The organism is Catenibacterium sp. co_0103, from assembly GCF_004168205.1.
GTDB classification, from domain to species: Bacteria; Bacillota_I; Bacilli_A; order Erysipelotrichales; family Coprobacillaceae; genus Catenibacterium; species Catenibacterium mitsuoka_A.
In genome coordinates this window covers 1-20,272 of record NZ_RCYB01000019.1, presented here as the reverse complement: position 1 = coordinate 20,272, position 20,272 = coordinate 1, and the positions used below count along the sequence as shown (strand labels likewise).

The following is a 20,272-nucleotide window of genomic DNA, read 5'->3' as shown; positions in this document are numbered from 1 at the left end:
TATTTAGTTACTTATATTTTCTTCCTTTTTGATTATTATAGTATAGTTCTGTTCCTATTCCTACCAAATAATATGAATTGACTATTCGAGGAATGAGTTTCCTTTATCTTTCTATGTAAAAGTATTCTAAACAAGAAATAAGTGGCTTACACATATATATACTCATTCATCAGAGTGAATTACTTCCTATTTTTTGAATTATTTTCATTATTTGTATTCATATCTAAAATAGTGTAGAATACAAAAAAACGGAGGATATAAAGATGTTATCATTTGAAAGTGATTATACAGAAGGGGCACATCCTGCCATTCTAGAAAAATTTATTGAAACAAATATGGATCAGCAGTCAGGATATGGAGTAGATGTATATTCTGAATCTGCAAGAAAAAAGATTGCGAAAGCATGTGGTAAAGAAGATGCTGATATTTACTTTATTACAGGTGGTACACAGACTAACCAATTAGTCATTGATACAATGTTGAAGCCTTATGAAGGTGTTGTCGCTGCAGTGACAGGACATGTGGCGGCTCATGAAGCAGGAGCCATTGAATATACAGGACATAAAGTGCTCACTGTCCCACAGTATTTAGGTAAGTTAAAAGCATCAGATGTCAAAGAATTAGTAGATACATTCTATAACGATGCTAACCATGAACATATGGTATTCCCAGGTATGGTTTATATTTCTCATCCTACAGAATATGGCACACTTTATACAAAAGAAGAATTAAAAGAAATCTCAGATGTATGTCATGCTTATAATTTGCCTTTATTCTTAGATGGTGCAAGACTTGGTTATGGTCTCATGTCTTATGATACTGATGTAACACTAGAAGATATCGCAGAAATTACTGATGTATTCTATATCGGTGGTACTAAAGTAGGGGCATTATGTGGTGAGGCTGTTGTTTTTACTAAGAATAATACTCCAGCACACTTTGTGAACCTTATTAAGAAGCATGGTGCTTTACTTGCAAAAGGACGTTTAAACGGTGTTCAATTTGATGTTCTCTTTACAGATGATCTTTATTTCAAGATTTCAAGACATGCTATTGATATGGCTGAAAAGCTTAAAACAATCTTTAAAGAAAAGGGTTATGAATTCTATATTGATTCTCCTACAAACCAGCAGTTCTTTATTGTAGATAACAAGAAGCTAGAAGAACTAGAAAAGCATGTACGCTATGGTTTCTGGGAAAAGTATGATGATACGCATACTGTAGTGCGTTTTGCAACAAGCTGGGCGACTACAGAAGAATCTATTGAAAAACTTAAAGAACTATTATAAAAAGATTCCTTCCGGAATCTTTTTTAGTGCCATGATGTAGTATGTTCATCTATAACCTGACCATTTTCTATTTTATAAAATCCTAATATCGTTGTATAACCATTCTTAGTTTCCTGATAAACATATTCATGATCATGAGTTTCATAATAATTCAAATGACGTGTGACACCATCTTTGTTATAAAGAGTAGCATACATCCATCCTTTTGCACTGATACCATAATCTATATCATCATAATGAAGATAATCAGCAACCATCTTTAATTCTTTTCTAATCTCATTAGCATTATTATTAGCCATATCACCTTGAGTTGTAATTGCATCCTGACCATTCACAACAGAACTATTTGTCTTACCATTATAATAAAGATTATAAAGTGTATCATCCTGCTCAGTTCCTTGAATCACAACACCTACATGATCCTTATACCAGCTAACACTCCATACATCTTCTCGAATATTTCCACCATCATCTGATAATGTAAAGTCCATCTTATTGATTATCGTATCATTCTTTTTAAGAAGCAAACGTCCATCTGCACTGCTGAAGAATAGAGGCGCTCCGACTGACTGCATCACAACCTCATATTCATAATAAGACTCTTTAGCTACTGTTTCGACATGATACTTGATCATGTAGATAAAAAGACCATCGAGTAGACCAAGAACGAGTACAACACTTAATACAATTCCTAGAATCACCTTTATTACTTTCTTCATACAATCTCCTTATAAAAAAAGAAGATCTTTCGATCTTCTTATCTACCAGCACCTGCATAATGAGATGCATAATAACCGCTATTTAATGAAGATACTGTAACACCAGTACTTGAGTTGGCAGCATGAACAAACTGTCCATTACCGATATAGATACCTACATGTGAGATACCTGACTTATAAGTTCCTGCGAAGAATACTAAGTCACCAGCACTTAAGCCATCCTTAGATACTCTTGTAGTTCCACTATACTGAGCAGAAGCAGTTCTTGGTAATGATTTACCATTCTGTCTATATACCCATGAAGTGAATCCAGAACAGTCAAATGCTGTTGGTCCAGAAGCACCAAATACATAAGCAGTACCTACTTTAGATAAACCAGTTCCAACAATACCACTGTGTCCACCCTTAGCACTTGTTCCACCTGCATTGTATCCACCTCTAGATGGAGCAGCAGCAACAGTCACTTTAGCACTTGCATTAGCTGTATTACCAGCATTATCAGTTACTGTATAGTTAACTGTATAACTTCCAGCTTTAGAAGTATTGACAGAACCACTTACATTCACCTTGCTTGTCACATCACCATCAAGATTATCGATAGCAGATGCAATATTAGACTTTGCATCAAATGAATCACCATTCTTTACATTAATATCAGTAGATTTTAATGTAATAGAAGGAGCTGCAATATCAGCTACAGTCACATCATAAGTATTTTCAGTCTTATTACCAGTTGCATCAGTTGCAGTTACTTTAATAGGCTGAGTACCATCTAACTTCTTAGTATCAATTTCACCTTCTACAGATAAAACAGGATTCATATCATAGTTATCCTTTGCTTCAACATAATTGTTGATATCAAAGTTATCACCATAATTTACTACGAAATTACCATTCTTTAAATTCATTTCAGGAGCAGATGTATCACCTACATTAAATGTAAATGTCTTAGTAGCGATATTACCCATGTTATCTTCAACAGATGCATTGATTACCTGTTCTCCTAACTGAGTTGTATCTAATTCCTTATCAAAATTAATAAAGTCTGTTACATCACCATCAACATTATCAGTTGCCTTGATGTAATCCTTTAAATTACTACTACCATTTGCTTCAACATTGATGACAAATCCATCATCAGTCTTAGATTCAAGAACTGGTGCTTCATTATCTACAACCTTAACATTAACAGTCTTAGTTGATTCATTGTTGAAAGCATCCTTTACTGTTACGTTAACAGTATAAGTTCCTAACTGGTTCTTTTCATAAGATTCAGCATGAATCTTAGTTTTTAATGTATCAGTATGATCTCTGTTATCAGAGATTGCAAAATCACTAGATTTTAAGACAGTTCCATAAGGAACTTCAATTGTATTTGAATGTACAACAGGTGCTGTTCTATCAGCAGCTGTATAACCCACGATTGCGAAAGCGGAAATAGCAAACACAGGAATGAACATTGTCTTCTGAGTTCTTACTCTATTAGATACGAAACTCATGATTTCTTTTGTTTTCTTATCCATTTTTTCTCTCTCCTTTTGTCTTTCGACAGGCTCTATTATAACACCTCATAATAAAAAATAAAGAAAAATCTTAAGAAATAATTAAGAAATATCAAAATATGTAGTATTTATCGTATAAAAATGAATTAAGAAATTTTTAAAAATAACTTAAGAATTATACAAAAAGGTCTATTTTGTAAGAAAAACTCACAAATTGTTAGAATAAAATGATTAGATTTTCATACTATATAATGGTAAAATAAATTATACAGCAAGAAGGGAGGTAGAATCATGTTTAGTAAGCTATTTAGTAAATTACAACGTGTAGGACAAAGCTTTATGATACCTATAGCTGTTTTACCTGTGGCAGGGTTATTAATGGGCATAGGTCAGTCATTCACAAATGAGACAATGATTCAGACTTACCATCTTCAATTTATATTAGGAAATGGAACACCACTCTATGCATTATTCACAATTATGTGTAATGCAGGTAAAATTGTTTTTGATAACCTTCCAGCTTTATTTGCAGTAGGTATTGCAATGGGTATGGCAAAACATGAAAAAGCGACTGCAGCTTTCTCTGCACTGGTTAGCTTTTTAGTTATGCATGCTTCTATTAATGCCTTACTTACTATTAATGGTTTTATAGTAGATGGGAAGGTGGCTGATTTTGTCAGACTAGGTACAATCAATACGATTTGTGGTATTCAATCTTTAGATACAGGTGTCTTTGGCGGTATAGTAGTAGGACTTGGTGTTGCTTATCTTCATAATAGGTTCTATATGACACGACTTCCTGATTACTTATCATTCTTTGCAGGCACACGTTTTGTCCCAGTTATCTGTTGTGTGACATTTGTTTTTGTAGGAATCCTATTCTTTTATATTTGGCCACCTATTCAGGAAGCTATCTATCACTTAGGTGTACTTATAAGAGATAGCAGTTATGCAGGTATATTCGTATTTGGTCTTGTAAAGCGTATGTTGATTCCTTTTGGATTACATCATGTGTTCTATCTTCCATTCTGGCAGACAGGACTTGGTGGCAGTATGGTAGTGGATGGACAACTGATCCAGGGAGCTCAGAATATCTTCTTTGCGCAACTTGCTTCACCTCATGTCAAACATTTCAGTATAGAAGCCACTCGCTTCTTCTCAGGAGAATATATCTTTATGATATTTGGCCTGCCTGGTGCTGCCCTTGCGATGTATCATTGTGCAAGACCAAGCCAGCGTAAAAAAACAGGAGGTTTATTACTTTCTGCTTCACTCACTTCTATATTAACAGGTATTACTGAACCAATTGAATTCACATTCTTATTTCAAGCACCACCACTTTTTTTGATTCATGCGCTTCTAGCAGGAAGTGCATATGCAGTGGCTCAGGCTTTAAATATAGCGATAGGTGTCACTTTTAGTGCAGGAGCGATTGATTTCTTCTTGTTTGGTATATTACAGGGTAATAGTAAAACAAACTGGGTCTTTGTCCCAATAATTGGTTTTATTTATTTCTTGCTTTATTATTCAATCTTTAAGTTTGTGATTAAACGTTATGATTTTAAAACAGTAGGTAGAGGAGAAGATACACAACTGCATACAAAAAAAGACTATTCTAGAAAGAAAAGTCTTGACGTAGACAGTTCTGTGTCTCATTCTATTGTAGAAGCATTAGGAGGTATTCCTAATATATTAGATGTTGATACATGTACAACACGTCTGCGTGCGACTTTAAAGGATCCAACATTAGTTGATGAGGAAGCTTTAAAGGCAACAGGTGCTGCGGGTATATATATGCGTGGAGAAGGTATCCAAATTACTTATGGACCACATGTTGTCATTATTGTATCAGAAATAAAACAGATATTACATGAAGGAGAATAAAGTGAAAAAACAGCGTTATGAAGTCATTGGAACGCTAAACAATAACGGAGTTGTCGCAAAAGATGAACTTAATAAAGAAGTTATATTACTAGGAAAGGGAATAGGCTTCAAAAGAAAAGCAGGAGATGTGATTGAGAATCCTGGAAAGAATATTAAATGCTATAGTTTAGAGAAGAATACTGGTAAGAATGTCTTACAGGGGGTTGATCCTATCTTCTTAGAAATAGCCAATGAAATTATTCGTTATGCAGAAAAAGAATTTGGTGATATAGATACTAAGATTCTTTTACCTCTTGCAGATCATATTGCATTCTCTATCGATCGTATTAAGAATGATATGGTCATCTCTAACCCTTTGACAAGTGATATTAGATTATTATTTGCAGATGAGTATGAAGTGGCTAAGAAAGCAAGAAAAATCATTAAGAGAAGATTAGGTTATGAAATCACTGATGATGAAATTGGTTATATTTCTCTTCATATTCATGCGGCTTTGAGTTCTCAGCCACCTGGACGTTCATTACAGGTTGCCAGTATTATTCATCAAACAGTCAATTATGTTGAAGAAACATTTAATATAGTGATTGATGAAGACTCTATTGCTTATATTCGTTTAGTCAACCATATTAAATTCTTAATGGTCCGTCTAGACCGTAAAGAAGATGTACAGGTCTCTATGACAGACTATACAAAAGAAAAGTTCCCAGAAAGCTATGCTGTTGCATGTCGTGTCGCTGATTATATAGAAAAGCTGATTCTGGAAAAGATATCAGACGAAGAAGTAGGCTATCTTGCGATACATATAGAAAGAATCAGACATAGTGTATAGTAAAAGGCAGCGTAAGCTGCCTCTTTTCAATATTTGGCGTGCATGACAGGAATTGAACCTGCAACCTTCAGAGCCGGAGTCTGATACTCTATCCAATTGAGCTACATGCACATAGCTTATTTATTATATCATAGAAAGGATGAATTTTATGAGACAATTTATTGCACTTACATTTAATTCTTCTTTTAAAGAAGAATTAATGGCAATCATGGATACTTTAAAGGAAGAAGGGATTCAAGGTAAGTATTATGATCTAGATAATCTACATATGACTTTAGCTTTCTTTGGTGAAACAGATAGACAGGATGAAATCATGGAAATTATTCATTCTATTCCTTTTCCTGAAATCACCATTACTTTGAACCGTATTGGTCATTTCAAGAAGGTTTATTGGATGGGTATTAAAGATAATCCTGTATTAGACGAATATGTCAATACATTAAGAGAAGCATTAAAGGCACATGATATATCTTTTGATGATAAACCTTTTTATCCACATATCACAATTTTAAGAAAAGCAGAAGAAGGAGATAGAACACTTCAAGAAGTCTCTACTAAAGACATCAAAGTAGAACTCTTACAGGCTCATTATTTAGAAGAAGGACTCAAGTATCTCCCTTATAATGAGCAGTCTTTAATAGAGGCTATGAACAAAATATATCAACAGAAGGGACATGTCACTATCGCAATAGATGGAAGATGTGGAAGTGGGAAAACAACTCTTGCAAATAAATTAAAAGCATATTTTGATTGTCATATATTTCATATTGATGATTTCTATCTTCAGGAATATCAGCGTACACAAGAACGCTATAATGAACCAGGTGGTAATGTAGATAGAGAAAGATTTAAGAAAGAAGTATTAGAACCACTTCAACATCATCAGGATGTCCTTTATCGTCCTTTTGATTGTTCCACAATGTCTATAAGTGAAGGAACCTTATACTCTTATAAACCTATTAATATCATAGAAGGGTCTTATTCATGTCATCCTGAATTAATAGATGCTTGTGATCTTTCTATATTTGTAGATATAGATGAAACACTCAGACTTAAGCGTATAGAAAAAAGAAATGGAAAAGAAGCTCTTGATATGTTTATAAAAAAATGGATACCATTAGAAGAAAAATACTTTTCTTCATTTGATATCCAAAATCATTGCGATTTCTATTTTAAAGCAGGTCGTTAGCGGCCTGTTCTTGATTTTTTCTAAGCGCTTTTTTAATAATCTTTAAGCATCCCTGATCTTCATTAGAATCAGTAATACCATAAGCAAGTTTCTTGATTTCATCTACTGCATTCTCCATCGCAAAACCATACTTCACAGACTTTAATAAAGCATAATCATTCATCTGATCACCAAATGCGAGACATTCATCTCTAGAAATATGTTCATGTTCCTGAATATAACGCATACCAAGACCCTTATTTACACCATCTCTTTGAATATCCATCCACTCATTACCAGATGTAATAATCTGTAACCCACTAGGTAAGATAGAAGTAATATCTCCTGCATTATTCTTAATATCTCCACTAGGATCAAGTATCGCAATCTTAGTAATAGGTTCATCAATTTCATCAAAATCATCAATCAATTTATTTGAACAATAATAAGTAGTAAGTTCTTTAGTAAGATGATCCTTCTTTCTTGCATAAGCGTATTTCTCACCAGCTACTACAATCTTAAAATCAGGATAATGTTCCTTTACTCTCTCTATTGCAAGAAATGCTTTCTTACGGTCCATATCAAATACTTCTAATGTATTTGGACCCTTCGCAATATAACTGCCTCCATCCGCAATAAAATACATATCCTCACTCATTGGTAAAAACTTCTGATAAAGTCTGGCATACTGATTACCACTTGCAGCTACAAACAGTACACCCTGTTCCTTCATTTCAAAAAATAAATCAATAAAAGACTTATCAAACTGCTTCTTATTATCTAGGAATGTTCCATCCATATCTGTCGCAATTAATTTGATCATTTGTCTTTTTCCCCCCCCCTTTGTTCACAACTATAGCACATATCATTGAATTGTGGTAGACTATTTCAGAAAGGAAATTATTATGATAGTGTTATTTATTTTATTATTTCTGATAATGGCATGTACATGGCGTACACGTTATCACATCTATACAAAAGGTTTATGCTCATTAGGTTTTATCCTCACGGCTTATTTCTCTCATCAAACAAAATTATTTCTTCTTATACTTCCAGCATTACTAGGCTATATGATTGGAGACATACTCTTATGTAAGAAGGAACTATTTAGATATGGTCTTAATGCATTCCTAATTGGTGATATAGCCTTCTTATTCTTCTATTATCACTTTGAACCATTTACATATATAGAATTAATTGTTCCTGTATTTGCTATGATTCTTCTAGAAATACTTGCTTACTATAAGATTGTAGATCTCCCAACTTACAAAACAGAACTTACTAGCTATATATTTGCGCTAGTCTGGCTTACTACAAAAGCTATTTTGACAGCTTTCACTCTCAATACTCTTAGCTTTATTATGATGGCTACAGGGCTTATTCTCTATCTCATATCTGATATTCTATTAGCGTTCTATAAGACAAATAAGATACAAATATTAGGAATATTAAATATTTTCTTCTATTATTTTGGAATATTTTTAACCGCTTACAGTTTTTCTTTCCTCTAATGTGTTAAAATAGATACAAAAGGGGAGAGAGAAATGTCAGAAACAGTAGTAGACTTAAAGTAGTTAAGGGAGATGCTTCATCATTTTGATACATTACATATTGCATTCCAAGATGACGAATATCCTTGTATCGTTCCAATGAACTTTGGAATAGGTGATGATGAAGATAAAATAGTACTTTATATTTATACACCTGGAGAAAGAAAGATGACTCGCCTGATCAAAGAGAATCCTCATGTAGGCATATAGGCAGAAACACTATATGAATATTTTTGTAAACCAGATAAGACTGTATCTAATTCTTATTCATCTATTATAGGTAAAGGTATTGTTGAACCTGTCTCTCATGAATCTTATAATGAAGCAATGGAGTCTATCCTGATTCATTGCGGCTATGAAACATATCCTTATAATAAGGATTATATAGATACATGCTATATTTATAAGATCACATTGAATCATGTGACAGGAAAATATCATTTTAAAGGAGAAAATGTAAGTAACTAAATATATAGACTGTTGTGATTAAATGTGTTCAAATCCCCTCAAAGAAGAGCATTAAAATGAACACGACAAATATCACAAATTATAATTTATTGAAGAGATTAAGTTATGGAAGATAAACAAATATTACTTGATAATATAAATAAAGTGCATACTACTGAAATGGGTATTAATAGAATTATAAAAAATCTAAAATTAAATACAAATGATGTAGTAGAATATTGTAAAAATAAAGTTTTAGATAAGAACTGTAATATATATAAACAAGGTAAGAATTGGTATTGTGAAATAGAAAATATAATAATTACTATAAATTCATATAGTTACACAATTATAACAGCACATATCAAGAGATAAATTATAATCTATCTTATAACACACCTTTTCTATTTTGAAGATGTGTGTTGTATAATCAAATTATTAGAAAACAATTACACTCAGAAAGGAGCATTAACATGGTACTTGATAACATGAAATTTACAGACAAAGAGTCTCTGATTTTTGTTTCCATTGAATTGATTAATACATTCTGTCATTTCTTAGATATGGAACATCCAGATGTTGATTTTAAATGCATCAAGGCTATAGACATTCAACGCAATCCTGAACTTAGGAAAAAATACCGACCATATCAGGAACAGTGGAGGAACGCTTTTATTCAAGCCGGATATGAACATAACATCGAAGCAGACGGATATGACGGTTTTATCTCAAACATCGACCCGGAATGGTTATTCAATCGTATTTGTACATTCTTTAAACCGGATGTCAATCCTATTGCCTATGAATACATGGAACGTTCATTTGGCAGTTATGACCCTGATAACGATGATAGAATCTTACCAACAATTTGGCGTAGTCGTTTTGACATCATCGGTAACGGCAAACAGTGTGATCAACTTGAAAATTTAATCGAAAACTGTAATTTAACAAACGATGACCTTGCACTTATTCTGCAGATATTAGAATTAAAATAAAACTCTGCAACGCAGAGCTTTATTTCTTTAAACTTAAGAGAAAGGAGAGTCCACTCAAAAAAAGAGATATACCAAAAACAAAGGCTTAAGATACAGAAGCTTCATCATAGAATCGACAATATTCGAACTGATTACATCAATAAGATAATCGCAGAGATAGTGAAAATAAAGCCATCTTATATAACGGTTGAAGACTTAAACATATCAGGAATGATGAAGAACAGACATCTTTCAAAGGCAGTTGCTTCGCAGAAGTTTTATGAATTTAAAACAAAGCTTCTAGCTAAATGCAAGGAGACTGGAATTGAACTTCGAATAGTAGACAGATGGTTCCCATCATCTAAAACATGTCATTGCTACAAAAATATCAAGAAAGATTTAAAGCTTTCAGATAGAGTGTTCAAATGTGACTGTAGCTATATCGAAGACAGAGATTTCAATGTCGCACTTAATTTGAGAGATGCTACGACTTACGAAGTTGCATAAACAAACGCAAGCGTAAGCATGTACCGAAGGCTATTTTGGGAATTTACGACTATGGAGTGTACTAGAACTTGTGAGTAGATATGATTTTTGTCAATCCAAAGCATACACGATGAAATAGTAAGTAATGTTCATGAGAACTTACATTATCTCGATGTGAGTATCTTTAATCACATTTTGAGTGGCGATCTAACATGTCACAAAAAAAACGTCACCAGCAAATCATTACTAAACTGAATATTGAAGGGCAGGTATTTGTGAAAGAACTGGCTTCATTATTTGGTGTCACAGAAGATTGTATTCGTAAAGACCTCACACTCTTAGAAAAAGCTGGAAAACTTAAAAGAGTTCATGGAGGTGCAATTAATGCCCGCGTTAATTTACATCATACAAATGTATCACAACGTGTAGAACTCTATAGTAAAGAAAAGAAAATCATTGCCTCTAAAGCAGTTAATTTACTAGAGGAAGGCTATGTGATCTTCTTAGATATTTCTACAATCAATCTAGAAATCGCAAAACTTATATTTGAGAAGAATATTGCAGTCACTATTGTGACAAATATGATTGATATTATGCAGCTTTATAGACAGAATAGTACAGTCAGATTGATTTTCTTAGGAGGAGACTTCAATCAGGCAAGAGATGGATTTGTCGGCGCACTCACAAATCATTTGATTAGAAAATATCGTTTTGATATCTCATTGATTGGTGTTGTAGGGATTGATTTAGAACATAATGTTGTAACAACCTATGAAACAAATGATGGACTCACTAAAAAGACAGCCATCAATGCAAGTAAAAGAACCTATATGGTTGGAGAAAGTGTTAAGCTCAATCAGGATGGTAATTATGCTTATGCGACTCTTGATAATTTCACAGGTTATATATGTGAAAAAGAGTTAGAAAACTCACAATTAAAACTATTGGGTGACCATCAGGTAGAACTCATCTAAAAAGACCGAAATCTTAATTGATCTCGGTCTTTTTCTGTCTTGCAAAAGAAAGAAACATATCTATAAATTTAGAATCTAATATAAATAAACTATTCTCATTAATAATATAGCCATCAATTTTCTCAAATGACATCTTTAATACATCTGTTAATAAATCAACTAACACATATCCATTCTCTGGTTTCTTATCTATGGCTTCTTGTTGATCTATATAAAGAGGAATTAAATGAAGCCCATCTATGTCCATTGTATAATTAGATACATTCTCATCTATTTCTTCTATATAATAATAGAAACGTAGATCATTTAAAACATCTAAAAATGATTCAAGTCTTTGATCCCTTAATGGAAGTAAATTTTCATATTCATGTTTAATATATTTATCATACTCAGTTTCTATTGGTAATGCTTTTTCAATAAAATGAAGATGATCAGGAACATCCGCAATATTCTTGAAATTCTTAGTCATTACTTGTCCCAATACTCTCTCACCATTCTCGTATACATAAACATAATCTCCTACATCTACATGATCATAAGAAGGAATCAAATAAGTTCTTACCTGTAATTTTGTCTGAACTTCACACAACGAAACACTAATACGATAATCATAGAGCCGTTTTGCCCAAGTATTATCTACCATAAGACTTGTATCATACTTTAATATCTTCTTTATTAGAGGATCATTTTCCTTGATATCATACCAATCTCTATTAAAGAAATAAGCACGTGTTCCATTTGGATTTAAAGCTATCATGAGTTCTTTTTCTTCTTCTTTATTAAATAAGAATAAAGAAGGCATTTCTTCATCTAGTTCATTCTTTAATGCAAGCTTATAGAGTTCCATTAAACGATCATCTCTATCATTCTCTAGAATCATGATTTTCTCTTTGAAACTTAACCATGAATCTGTATAACGGAAAATATAATCTTTATAAAGAGGTGCTGTACGTAACTGTTCTACACCATGAAAGAACTGTTCCTTGTCCTGTCCATATTGCACAATAAAATGATGAACTGGATCTATATAAGTCAAAGGATGCTTTAAGAAAGTCTTCTCTCCACAATGTGGACAAGTATAAGTCATAATAGAATCATCAATAATACTTTCTCTTTGATCTGGTCCTACACAGCTATAATCTTCATATCTATTTTCTTTATCACATTTTGAACATGTAATAATATAAACATCTTTATTCATCATAATCCTCCTCCTAACAAAAAAGAGCGTCAACACGCTCTATTCAATCACATGGATTGTAAGATACTTCTTCTTATAAGTATGATGATTATCTCCTGCAGTCAAAGTAATACGTGTCTTACCAGGAGTAATAGTTGTCACTAAACCATTCTGGTCAACACTTGCCACATTGGCATACTGAGATGAATAATGTGTATAGTCTACTTTTACTTTTTGAGGATCAGTCTTGTAATGAATCTGGTATGTTTCTCCCTGCTTCACTGTGACATACTGATCAGGAATAATCACACTACTTAATACTGGTCCCTGTGCAACACATGCATATTGATAAACACCAAACAAGAAAACAAAATAAACAATACCTAAAATCATCTTCATTTTCCTCTTTAAATGTCTATTAAAATATATTAATACAAAAGGGATCAGTGGAAAAAGAACAATACCTGCAAAAATCCAGCCCTTAGAAAGAGGTTCTCTTTCTTCTTCAAGCATGCTGTTTTGTTTATCTGACATATTGTACCCACCTTTTTTAATTCTTCTTCATTATATCGAATATGTTATCGTTTTTAAAGACCTTTTGTATATGTTGACAACCTCATATAAGACTTCTATAATAGTTCTTGTATCTTTGGGGCAGGTGAAATTCCTGATCGGCGGTGATAGTCCGCGAGCGTAAAGCATGAACTGGTGTAATTCCAGTACCGACGGTATAGTCCGGATGGAAAAAGATGGCGTTTTTATGAAATGACTTTTTCAATCTCCTATAAGATATATATAGGAGATTTTTTTTCGCCATAGAAAGAGGCAAAAATGAAAACTAAAAAACTAGTAATGGCAGCTCTACTTGGTGCATTAGCTGCAATTCTTATGGTACTAGACTTCAATGTACCATTCGTACCAATGTTTATTAAATTTGATTTCTCAGATTTCCCAGTATTAATTGGGGGATTTGTATTTGGCCCACTTACTGGTGTAGTAATCGCATTCTTAAAGATTGTATTAAATCTTCTCTTTAAACCAACAACAACTATGTTTGTAGGAGAAGCATCTAACTTCTTACTAAGCGTATGTTATATGGGAGTAGCCTGCTTATTCTATAGAAAGCATCGTACTAAAAAAGGTGCTGTAATAGGTATGGTACTTGCAACTGTTGCAACAAGCTTATTTGCGATTGCATCAAACCTATTAGTGATGTTCCCAATGTATGCGAAACTATTTGGTATGTCTACAGAAGCCATCATTGGTATGTTCTCTAAGATCAATCCATTAGTAAAAGATATGACAACTATGGTTATTGCATCACTTGTTCCATTCAATCTCTTTAAATATGGTGTTATTTCACTAATAACATTCGTTTCTTACAAGAAAATTGAAGTTATTTTGAAAAAATATTCGAATTAAACAAAAAATATATTGATTAATTTAGCCATATCATGTAATCTTTATAAAAAAGCGTGAGGTGGAATAAAGATATGAAAGTGGTTAAATTTGGTGGCTCATCGTTAGCCAGCGCAACTCAGTTTAAAAAAGTACATGACATCGTTCTAGAAGATACTGATCGTCATTATGTAGTTCCCAGTGCCCCTGGGAAAAGAAATAAAGAAGATACAAAAGTAACAGACTTATTGATTCTAGCTTATTCGCATCACAACAAAGATGATTTTGAAGAAATCTATGACAGAATCAAAGAACGTTACAATGAAATTATTACTGAATTAGGTCTTGATGTTTCTTTAGAAGAAGACTTTAAAGAAATTAAAGAAGAAATCAAAAAACAGAATAGTTTTGATTATACAATTTCACGTGGTGAATATTTAAATGGTAAAGTATTAGCTAATTATTTAGGCTTTGACTTTATTGATGCTGCCGATGTAATCTATATTGATAAACATGGTAGATATGATGAAAAGAGAACAGATGCAGCTCTCACAAAAGCTTTATCTGAACATGATTATGCAGTTATTCCAGGATTCTATGGACAGTTAAATGATGAATCAGGACGTATTAAAGCCTTCTCTAGAGGTGGTAGTGATGTCACTGGTTCTATTGTTGCAAAATGTGCCTGCGCAGATTTATATGAAAACTGGACTGATGTATCAGGTTTCTTAATTGCAGACCCTCGTATTGTGAAAGATCCTAAACCAATTGCGACAATCACTTATAAAGAACTAAGAGAATTATCTTATATGGGCGCGAGTGTTCTACATCAGAATTCCATCTTCCCAGTAAGAAATGAAGGTATTCCTATCTTAATCAAGAATACAAATAGTCCAGAAGATCCAGGTACTTTAATTGTAGAAAGTACTTGTCATAAACCAGATCATGTTATTACGGGTATTGCAGGTAAAACAGGTTTTGCGACTGTTATGATTGAAAAAGACATGATGAATAGTGAAATCGGCTTTGGACGTAAAGTACTACAGGTATTTGAAGAACATGGCTTATCATTTGAACATATGCCTTCTGGTATTGATACAATGACTATCATTGTGAATAGTGATGACTTTATTGAAAAAGAACAGGCTATTCTTGCAGGATTACATCGTGCAGTGCAGCCAGACTATATTGTCTTAGAATCTGATTTAGCCCTTATTGCGGTTGTAGGTCGTGGTATGAAGGACAGCCGTGGTACTTCAGCAAGAGTATTTAAAGCACTTGCGAAAGAAAATATCAACGTTAAGATGATTGACCAGGGTTCATCAGAATTAAATATCATCGTAGGTGTAAGAAACTGTTATTTCAAACCAGCTATCAAAGCTATTTATGATGAATTCATTACAAGTGAAGACGATGAATAGAGAAGCAAATTGCTTCTCCTTTTTTTTATCATATTGAGTGACATATATATAATTATAAGCTTATATATAGACAATTCATAAATGAGAGAGGAAATATTTATATAAAATACAAAAATACTGCATTGTTAATTGAAATCATACAGCCACTACTTACGGTATCCTATCCCTGTTTATGTAATGTTAGATGAGATTTCATATCGCTTAGCATTAAAGTTTTAAAGATGACTTCAAGGCATGATTGTCTTGAAGTTTTTTTGTGAAAATAAAAGAGGAGATCAACTCCCCTATACCTTCACAGGTTTATTCTTTATGCATATTATTAAACTGATAACAGTTAATAAGCAGGCAATTATATGAAATCTCATAAAACTAAATAAACATATAAGAACCATAAGACTACCACATATCATATAAGTCGTATTGATCTTTCTTAATAATGCACTCATACCAATAGAAAAACATCCAAGTACACCTGTCAATAACACAAGATTTAATCCAAACATATGACAAATACTATTTACAGGTAAGAAATACATGATTACATATGCTACTAAAGTGATTCCTAGAAATAGTGTAGAAAGTGGGAAATTACTCATTAAAGGCTTTAATAAAGCATGATCAAATAGATGTATATGATTTCTTACATCCATCTCTACTAGAACACTAAGTATCGCATTAGACAATACAACGAGTATTGTAATAGTAGTAAGTGTTCCTAAAGAACCAACTAATTCTTTTTCTATCAAATGGCGATCATGAATAAATAGTGTCATCACAATAGCTCCAAGTAACCCTTGTATTAAACTTAATATTCCCTGAAATATAGAAATAGAACTATGTGAATGAATACCACATATAGCCATCACAAAAGAACCAGCCATGCCAATAAGAAAACAGAAGGCACTCAACCCAAAAGGTACAATAATCGTATTGTATTCAAACAAATGAAACAAATTATACAACATGCCTACTATCTCATCCCCAATAGAAGGCTGTAAATGAATCACACCATGACTATATATTAAATTCACAAATAAGAAGCTAATAGCCAATGCTTCATACTTCTTTTTCATAACACCACTCCCTATGCACTATTATAGTTCTTTTATATCTTTATACAATTGTATATTGAATGTAAGCGGTTCTTATTGTCAATACATTTAGTATACATTTAGATTATTCCCTTTGTGCACAACACGAATCAATAGGTTATAATGTATAAAGGGGTGATGATATGAAGAAGGGTGTCATGATGCAGGGCTTTGAATGGTATCTTCCATCTAGTCCACATTTGTGGAAAATATTAAGAATCAATGCCTTTAAGCTTAAAAAAGCAGGTATTACAGCTATCTGGCTTCCTCCTGCTTATTAAGGTGCATATGGAGTCAATGATACAGGATATGGTGTCTATGATCATTATGACTTAGGAGAATTCAAAAGCAAGAATACAATACGTACCAAATATGGCACAAAGAAGGAATATCTCTGGTGTATTAAGATGTTTCATCTATTTGGAATAGATGTCTATGCAGATATTGTATTGAATCATCTCATGGGTGCCGATGCCATGGAACAAGTCATTACCTATAAGGTAGATGCTTATCATAGACATAAAGTATCTAAAAGAAAAAGAGTCATTCGTGCTTCTACATATTTCTCATTTCCATCTAGAAATAAATATTCTGACTTTATATATAAATTCAAAACATTTTACGAGTGTAGATTATGATGCATCTAAACATCAACATGGTCTTTATCTTTTCAAAGGAAAACACTTCAGTGAGAATGTTGATGATGAATATGAAAACTATGATTACTTAATGGGTGCAGATTTAGACTACAATAATCCTGAAGTAGTTAAAGAAGCCATTCAATGGGGACTTTGGTATAAAGACATTACTCATCTAGATGGCTTTAGATGTGATGCCATTAAACATATAGACTCATCTTTCTATGAACATTGGATCACTACAATGCGTAATCACTCTAAAAAAGAACTCTTTACAGTAGGAGAATACTGGGGTGATATTAACCATTTATGTCATTATCTAGAATCTACTCACTTCTGTATGAGTCTATTTGATGTCCCATTACACTATCATTTCTATGATACCAGCCATTCTAATGGTTATTATGATATGCAAGAAATTTTCAATAATACGTTAGTACAAAGATATGACAAGTATGCTGTCACATTTGTGGATAACCATGATACACAGCCAGGACAATCTTTAACTTCTTTTATTGAAGATTGGTTCAAACCACAGGCCTATGCCTGTATCTTACTAAGAGAACAAGGTTATCCATGCATCTTCTATGGTGACTATTATGGAATCCCTCATGATTATATCAATCCTAAGAAAGATCTATTAGATTATATGTTGAAGTTAAGAAAACAATATGTAGAAGGAATAAGACATGATTATATAGATGATCCAGATGTGATTGGATGGACTTATGAAACAGGACTTGCAGTCATACTCACTAATAGTGAAGGTGGCACAAAACGTATGTTTGTAGGTAAGAAGTATAAACATATGATAGATGGTAAACATACTATTGATATTATTGATGGCTATGGTGAATTCATATGTGATGAAGCATCTCTTAACCTATATATTGTACAAAAATAGAAATTATTGAATATAAATAGAGAAAAAGTGTTATATAAAAGTGTTCGTGAACTTGTGAATGATACAAATGTGTCCACGGCAACAGTTATGCGTTTTTGTAAGAAGATGGGGGTGTGAAAGATTAAGCTTCAGAACGTAAGGCTAGTTTAGGAAAATTTAACTTTTTTATTCCAATGGTATATGCAACAGAACAGATTTTTTACGAATTAACACAAAATACATGACTAAAGTTTGTCACTCGTGACCATTTCTGTGAGGCCTAATGATTATAGAGCATCACAATATGACCATACAGCAGATGATTACATAAAGAAGAAATTATCTGATAGGATGTATCATTTAGCAGATGGAACTCTAGTACAACGAGACTGATATTCATCATTTTTGTTGTACTGCTATGACTACAGGACTAAGAATATAGATAGAGACAGATGTATTTTAGAATTTGAAAAGTGTTACAGTAAGGAAGAAACCTTAATTAAAAGTATTGAGACTAATAGAATCAAAGTATTGAATAGTGGAATTAAAATAGTATAAAATAGCCATCAGGGAGATTGATTACACTTCCTTATCGAAAGATAGAAATTTACCGTTAATGTGATCGTTGGACTGCTTGGTAATAAAAGTTCTTATTTAAATAGATTTATACTTGCATTCCAAAGTCTGAAAATGATGTACGATTACAAGCTAAACTTGACAGTAAGAACCCCACGGGCTTGCCCGTAGGAGTAGTCAGTCTAGATATATTCTGGCTTGCTCTCGCAATTATTATTGCATTTATCTGGTATCTCACATCAAAGAAACATAAGGAAAGGAAATAAATGGCAACTATTATGGGTAAAAGATTAAAGAAATTACTTTTATGTATGACAATTTTATTATCAGTGACTGTATTTAATATATTCCAGGTAACTGCTGTTGATGTGAACAAGAATTGTTCACTTACACTTAATGAATGTTTATCAAGGCTAAATGTTCATTTATATCGTGTCGCAAGTGTTTCTAAAGATGGCAGTTATGAATATACAGATTAATTTAAAGATGCAGAAAATACTTCTATTGATTTAAATAAGCTAGAAACAAGTGAAGAATTAAAAAATGCAGCTATGACTTTAAAAGGTTATGCTGCAAATAAAGAAGGTATGACTAAGACAACAACTTCTCCTACTTTAACTTATTCAAACTTAAATACAGGTCTTTATTTGGTTGTGGCAGATAATTTAGTAATAGATGGTAAGACATATACTTATTTACCTTATCTTATTTCTTTACCACAAGGTACTAAGTATGATGTATCTATTAATTTTGTGAAATATTCAGAAGTTCATTCTCATGAATATAAAATTATTAAACAGTGGAAAGACAATGGTTCAACTCATCCTAAGTCAATAGAAGTAGAACTCTATGATGGAAATACATTTCTTAAAACAATCACTTTAGATGCAGCTCATAACTATGCTTATTCATGGAAAACTGAACAAGTAATGAACTACAGTATTAAAGAAAAGAATGTAAAAGGGTATAAGGGTATTGTATCAGTAAGTAGTAATGATGCAAAAACAGAATATGTTATTACTAATACAAGTACATCTAGTACTGGTTCTCATGTAAAAACAGGGGATACTACAAGAATGAATCACTGGGTCACATTAATGGCTTTATCAGGATTATTTTTACTTATAGTAGGAACTCTATTTAGACATGAAAAAGATTAGTCAATTATTAATGACACTAGGATGTTTGAACCTTTAATTTTTAAGGGGGGTCAATAAAAAACTCGCTTTAAATATTTGGGGGTTTCCACTTGTAAAGGGCAGT

At 32.6% G+C, this 20,272-nt stretch carries 23 protein-coding genes, 1 tRNA gene and 1 riboswitch; of the genes, 17 read left to right on the top strand and 7 right to left on the bottom strand.

Going from position 1 to position 20,272, the window contains the following annotated elements; genetic code table 11:
• Positions 1-263: 263 nt before the first annotated feature.
• The gene (locus EAI80_RS05045; protein ID WP_129981173.1) at positions 264-1,289 is read left to right on the top strand and encodes an aminotransferase class I/II-fold pyridoxal phosphate-dependent enzyme; all 1,026 of its coding nucleotides are present in this window, start codon (positions 264-266) and stop codon (positions 1,287-1,289) included.
• Between the two features lie 23 nt (positions 1,290-1,312).
• On the opposite strand, the gene EAI80_RS05040 is transcribed toward EAI80_RS05045, so the two are convergent.
• Positions 1,313-2,008 (bottom strand): hypothetical protein, encoded by a 696-nt coding sequence (locus tag EAI80_RS05040; RefSeq protein ID WP_129981172.1) that lies wholly within the window; start codon positions 2,006-2,008, stop codon positions 1,313-1,315.
• 38 nt (positions 2,009-2,046) lie between these two features.
• Positions 2,047-3,531 (bottom strand): NlpC/P60 family protein, encoded by a 1,485-nt coding sequence (locus EAI80_RS05035; RefSeq protein WP_129981171.1) that lies wholly within the window; start codon positions 3,529-3,531, stop codon positions 2,047-2,049.
• Between the two features lie 270 nt (positions 3,532-3,801).
• Here EAI80_RS05035 and EAI80_RS05030 point away from each other — a divergent pair, with 270 nt between their 5' ends.
• Together EAI80_RS05030 and EAI80_RS05025 are read left to right on the top strand one after the other, a co-directional pair.
• Positions 3,802-5,394, top strand: a complete 1,593-nt coding sequence (locus EAI80_RS05030; protein ID WP_129981170.1) for a PTS transporter subunit EIIC — start codon at positions 3,802-3,804, stop codon at positions 5,392-5,394.
• Between the two features lies 1 nt (position 5,395).
• Positions 5,396-6,223: a PRD domain-containing protein gene (locus EAI80_RS05025; protein ID WP_161220281.1), complete on the top strand. Its 828-nt coding sequence runs from the start codon at positions 5,396-5,398 to the stop codon at positions 6,221-6,223.
• A gap of 34 nt (positions 6,224-6,257) precedes the next feature.
• Here EAI80_RS05025 and EAI80_RS05020 read toward each other — a convergent pair.
• Positions 6,258-6,334, bottom strand: a tRNA-Arg gene (locus tag EAI80_RS05020).
• 37 nt (positions 6,335-6,371) lie between these two features.
• Between EAI80_RS05020 and thpR the strand changes: the two genes are divergently transcribed.
• Positions 6,372-7,412, top strand: a complete 1,041-nt coding sequence (gene thpR, locus EAI80_RS05015) for an RNA 2',3'-cyclic phosphodiesterase (RefSeq protein ID WP_161220280.1) — start codon at positions 6,372-6,374, stop codon at positions 7,410-7,412.
• Here the strand turns inward: thpR and EAI80_RS05010 are convergent.
• Positions 7,396-8,214 carry a Cof-type HAD-IIB family hydrolase gene (locus EAI80_RS05010; protein ID WP_129981167.1) on the bottom strand — a complete coding sequence of 273 codons (819 nt, stop codon included), beginning with the start codon at positions 8,212-8,214 and terminating at the stop codon, positions 7,396-7,398. The genes thpR and EAI80_RS05010 overlap by 17 nt on opposite strands.
• A gap of 82 nt (positions 8,215-8,296) precedes the next feature.
• On the opposite strand from EAI80_RS05010, the gene EAI80_RS05005 reads away from it, so the two are divergent.
• From EAI80_RS05005 to EAI80_RS04980, 6 genes are all read left to right on the top strand, one after another.
• Positions 8,297-8,902, top strand: a complete 606-nt coding sequence (locus EAI80_RS05005) for a lysoplasmalogenase family protein (RefSeq protein WP_129981166.1) — start codon at positions 8,297-8,299, stop codon at positions 8,900-8,902.
• Between the two features lie 72 nt (positions 8,903-8,974).
• Complete coding sequence (locus EAI80_RS05000) at positions 8,975-9,151, top strand: pyridoxamine 5'-phosphate oxidase family protein (protein ID WP_129981165.1); 177 nt, start codon at positions 8,975-8,977, stop codon at positions 9,149-9,151.
• A 363-nt stretch (positions 9,152-9,514) separates the two neighbouring features.
• Positions 9,515-9,763 (top strand): DUF3781 domain-containing protein, encoded by a 249-nt coding sequence (locus tag EAI80_RS04995; protein WP_129981164.1) that lies wholly within the window; start codon positions 9,515-9,517, stop codon positions 9,761-9,763.
• A 98-nt stretch (positions 9,764-9,861) separates the two neighbouring features.
• A complete protein-coding gene (locus EAI80_RS04990) occupies positions 9,862-10,383 on the top strand; it encodes a hypothetical protein (RefSeq protein ID WP_129981163.1) in 522 nt (173 codons plus the stop codon).
• Positions 10,384-10,404: 21 nt separating this feature from the next.
• Positions 10,405-10,869 carry an RNA-guided endonuclease TnpB family protein gene (locus EAI80_RS04985; RefSeq protein WP_202976603.1) on the top strand — a complete coding sequence of 155 codons (465 nt, stop codon included), beginning with the start codon at positions 10,405-10,407 and terminating at the stop codon, positions 10,867-10,869.
• Positions 10,870-11,060: 191 nt separating this feature from the next.
• The gene (locus tag EAI80_RS04980) at positions 11,061-11,822 is read left to right on the top strand and encodes a DeoR/GlpR family DNA-binding transcription regulator (RefSeq protein WP_129981162.1); all 762 of its coding nucleotides are present in this window, start codon (positions 11,061-11,063) and stop codon (positions 11,820-11,822) included.
• A gap of 13 nt (positions 11,823-11,835) precedes the next feature.
• Here the strand turns inward: EAI80_RS04980 and EAI80_RS04975 are convergent, their stop codons facing one another.
• Complete coding sequence (locus EAI80_RS04975; RefSeq protein ID WP_129981161.1) at positions 11,836-13,026, bottom strand: CpXC domain-containing protein; 1,191 nt, start codon at positions 13,024-13,026, stop codon at positions 11,836-11,838.
• A 36-nt stretch (positions 13,027-13,062) separates the two neighbouring features.
• Positions 13,063-13,536 carry an Ig-like domain-containing protein gene (locus EAI80_RS04970; RefSeq protein WP_129981160.1) on the bottom strand — a complete coding sequence of 158 codons (474 nt, stop codon included), beginning with the start codon at positions 13,534-13,536 and terminating at the stop codon, positions 13,063-13,065.
• 107 nt (positions 13,537-13,643) lie between these two features.
• A riboswitch (FMN riboswitch) is annotated at positions 13,644-13,757 on the top strand.
• Between the two features lie 76 nt (positions 13,758-13,833).
• Between EAI80_RS04970 and EAI80_RS04965 the strand changes: the two genes are divergently transcribed.
• Positions 13,834-14,424, top strand: coding sequence for an ECF transporter S component (locus EAI80_RS04965; RefSeq protein ID WP_129981159.1), 591 nt, complete (start codon positions 13,834-13,836; stop codon positions 14,422-14,424).
• A gap of 71 nt (positions 14,425-14,495) precedes the next feature.
• Positions 14,496-15,821: an aspartate kinase gene (locus EAI80_RS04960; protein WP_129981158.1), complete on the top strand. Its 1,326-nt coding sequence runs from the start codon at positions 14,496-14,498 to the stop codon at positions 15,819-15,821.
• Between the two features lie 284 nt (positions 15,822-16,105).
• On the opposite strand, the gene EAI80_RS04955 is transcribed toward EAI80_RS04960, so the two are convergent.
• Positions 16,106-16,894: a hypothetical protein gene (locus EAI80_RS04955; RefSeq protein WP_129981157.1), complete on the bottom strand. Its 789-nt coding sequence runs from the start codon at positions 16,892-16,894 to the stop codon at positions 16,106-16,108.
• 161 nt (positions 16,895-17,055) lie between these two features.
• Here EAI80_RS04955 and EAI80_RS13770 point away from each other — a divergent pair, with 161 nt between their 5' ends.
• From EAI80_RS13770 to EAI80_RS04925, 5 genes are all read left to right on the top strand, one after another.
• Positions 17,056-17,193, top strand: coding sequence for a hypothetical protein (locus tag EAI80_RS13770; protein WP_238634425.1), 138 nt, complete (start codon positions 17,056-17,058; stop codon positions 17,191-17,193).
• 78 nt (positions 17,194-17,271) lie between these two features.
• Positions 17,272-17,550, top strand: a complete 279-nt coding sequence (locus EAI80_RS13765; protein WP_238634432.1) for a hypothetical protein — start codon at positions 17,272-17,274, stop codon at positions 17,548-17,550.
• Positions 17,462-18,454, top strand: a complete 993-nt coding sequence (locus tag EAI80_RS04950) for an alpha-amylase family glycosyl hydrolase (RefSeq protein WP_238634424.1) — start codon at positions 17,462-17,464, stop codon at positions 18,452-18,454. The genes EAI80_RS13765 and EAI80_RS04950 overlap by 89 nt, the downstream gene beginning before the upstream one ends.
• A gap of 821 nt (positions 18,455-19,275) precedes the next feature.
• Positions 19,276-19,488 carry a hypothetical protein gene (locus tag EAI80_RS04930; protein ID WP_129981155.1) on the top strand — a complete coding sequence of 71 codons (213 nt, stop codon included), beginning with the start codon at positions 19,276-19,278 and terminating at the stop codon, positions 19,486-19,488.
• Positions 19,489-19,560: 72 nt separating this feature from the next.
• Positions 19,561-20,169: a Cna B-type domain-containing protein gene (locus EAI80_RS04925; protein WP_129981154.1), complete on the top strand. Its 609-nt coding sequence runs from the start codon at positions 19,561-19,563 to the stop codon at positions 20,167-20,169.
• Positions 20,170-20,272 lie beyond the last annotated feature (103 nt).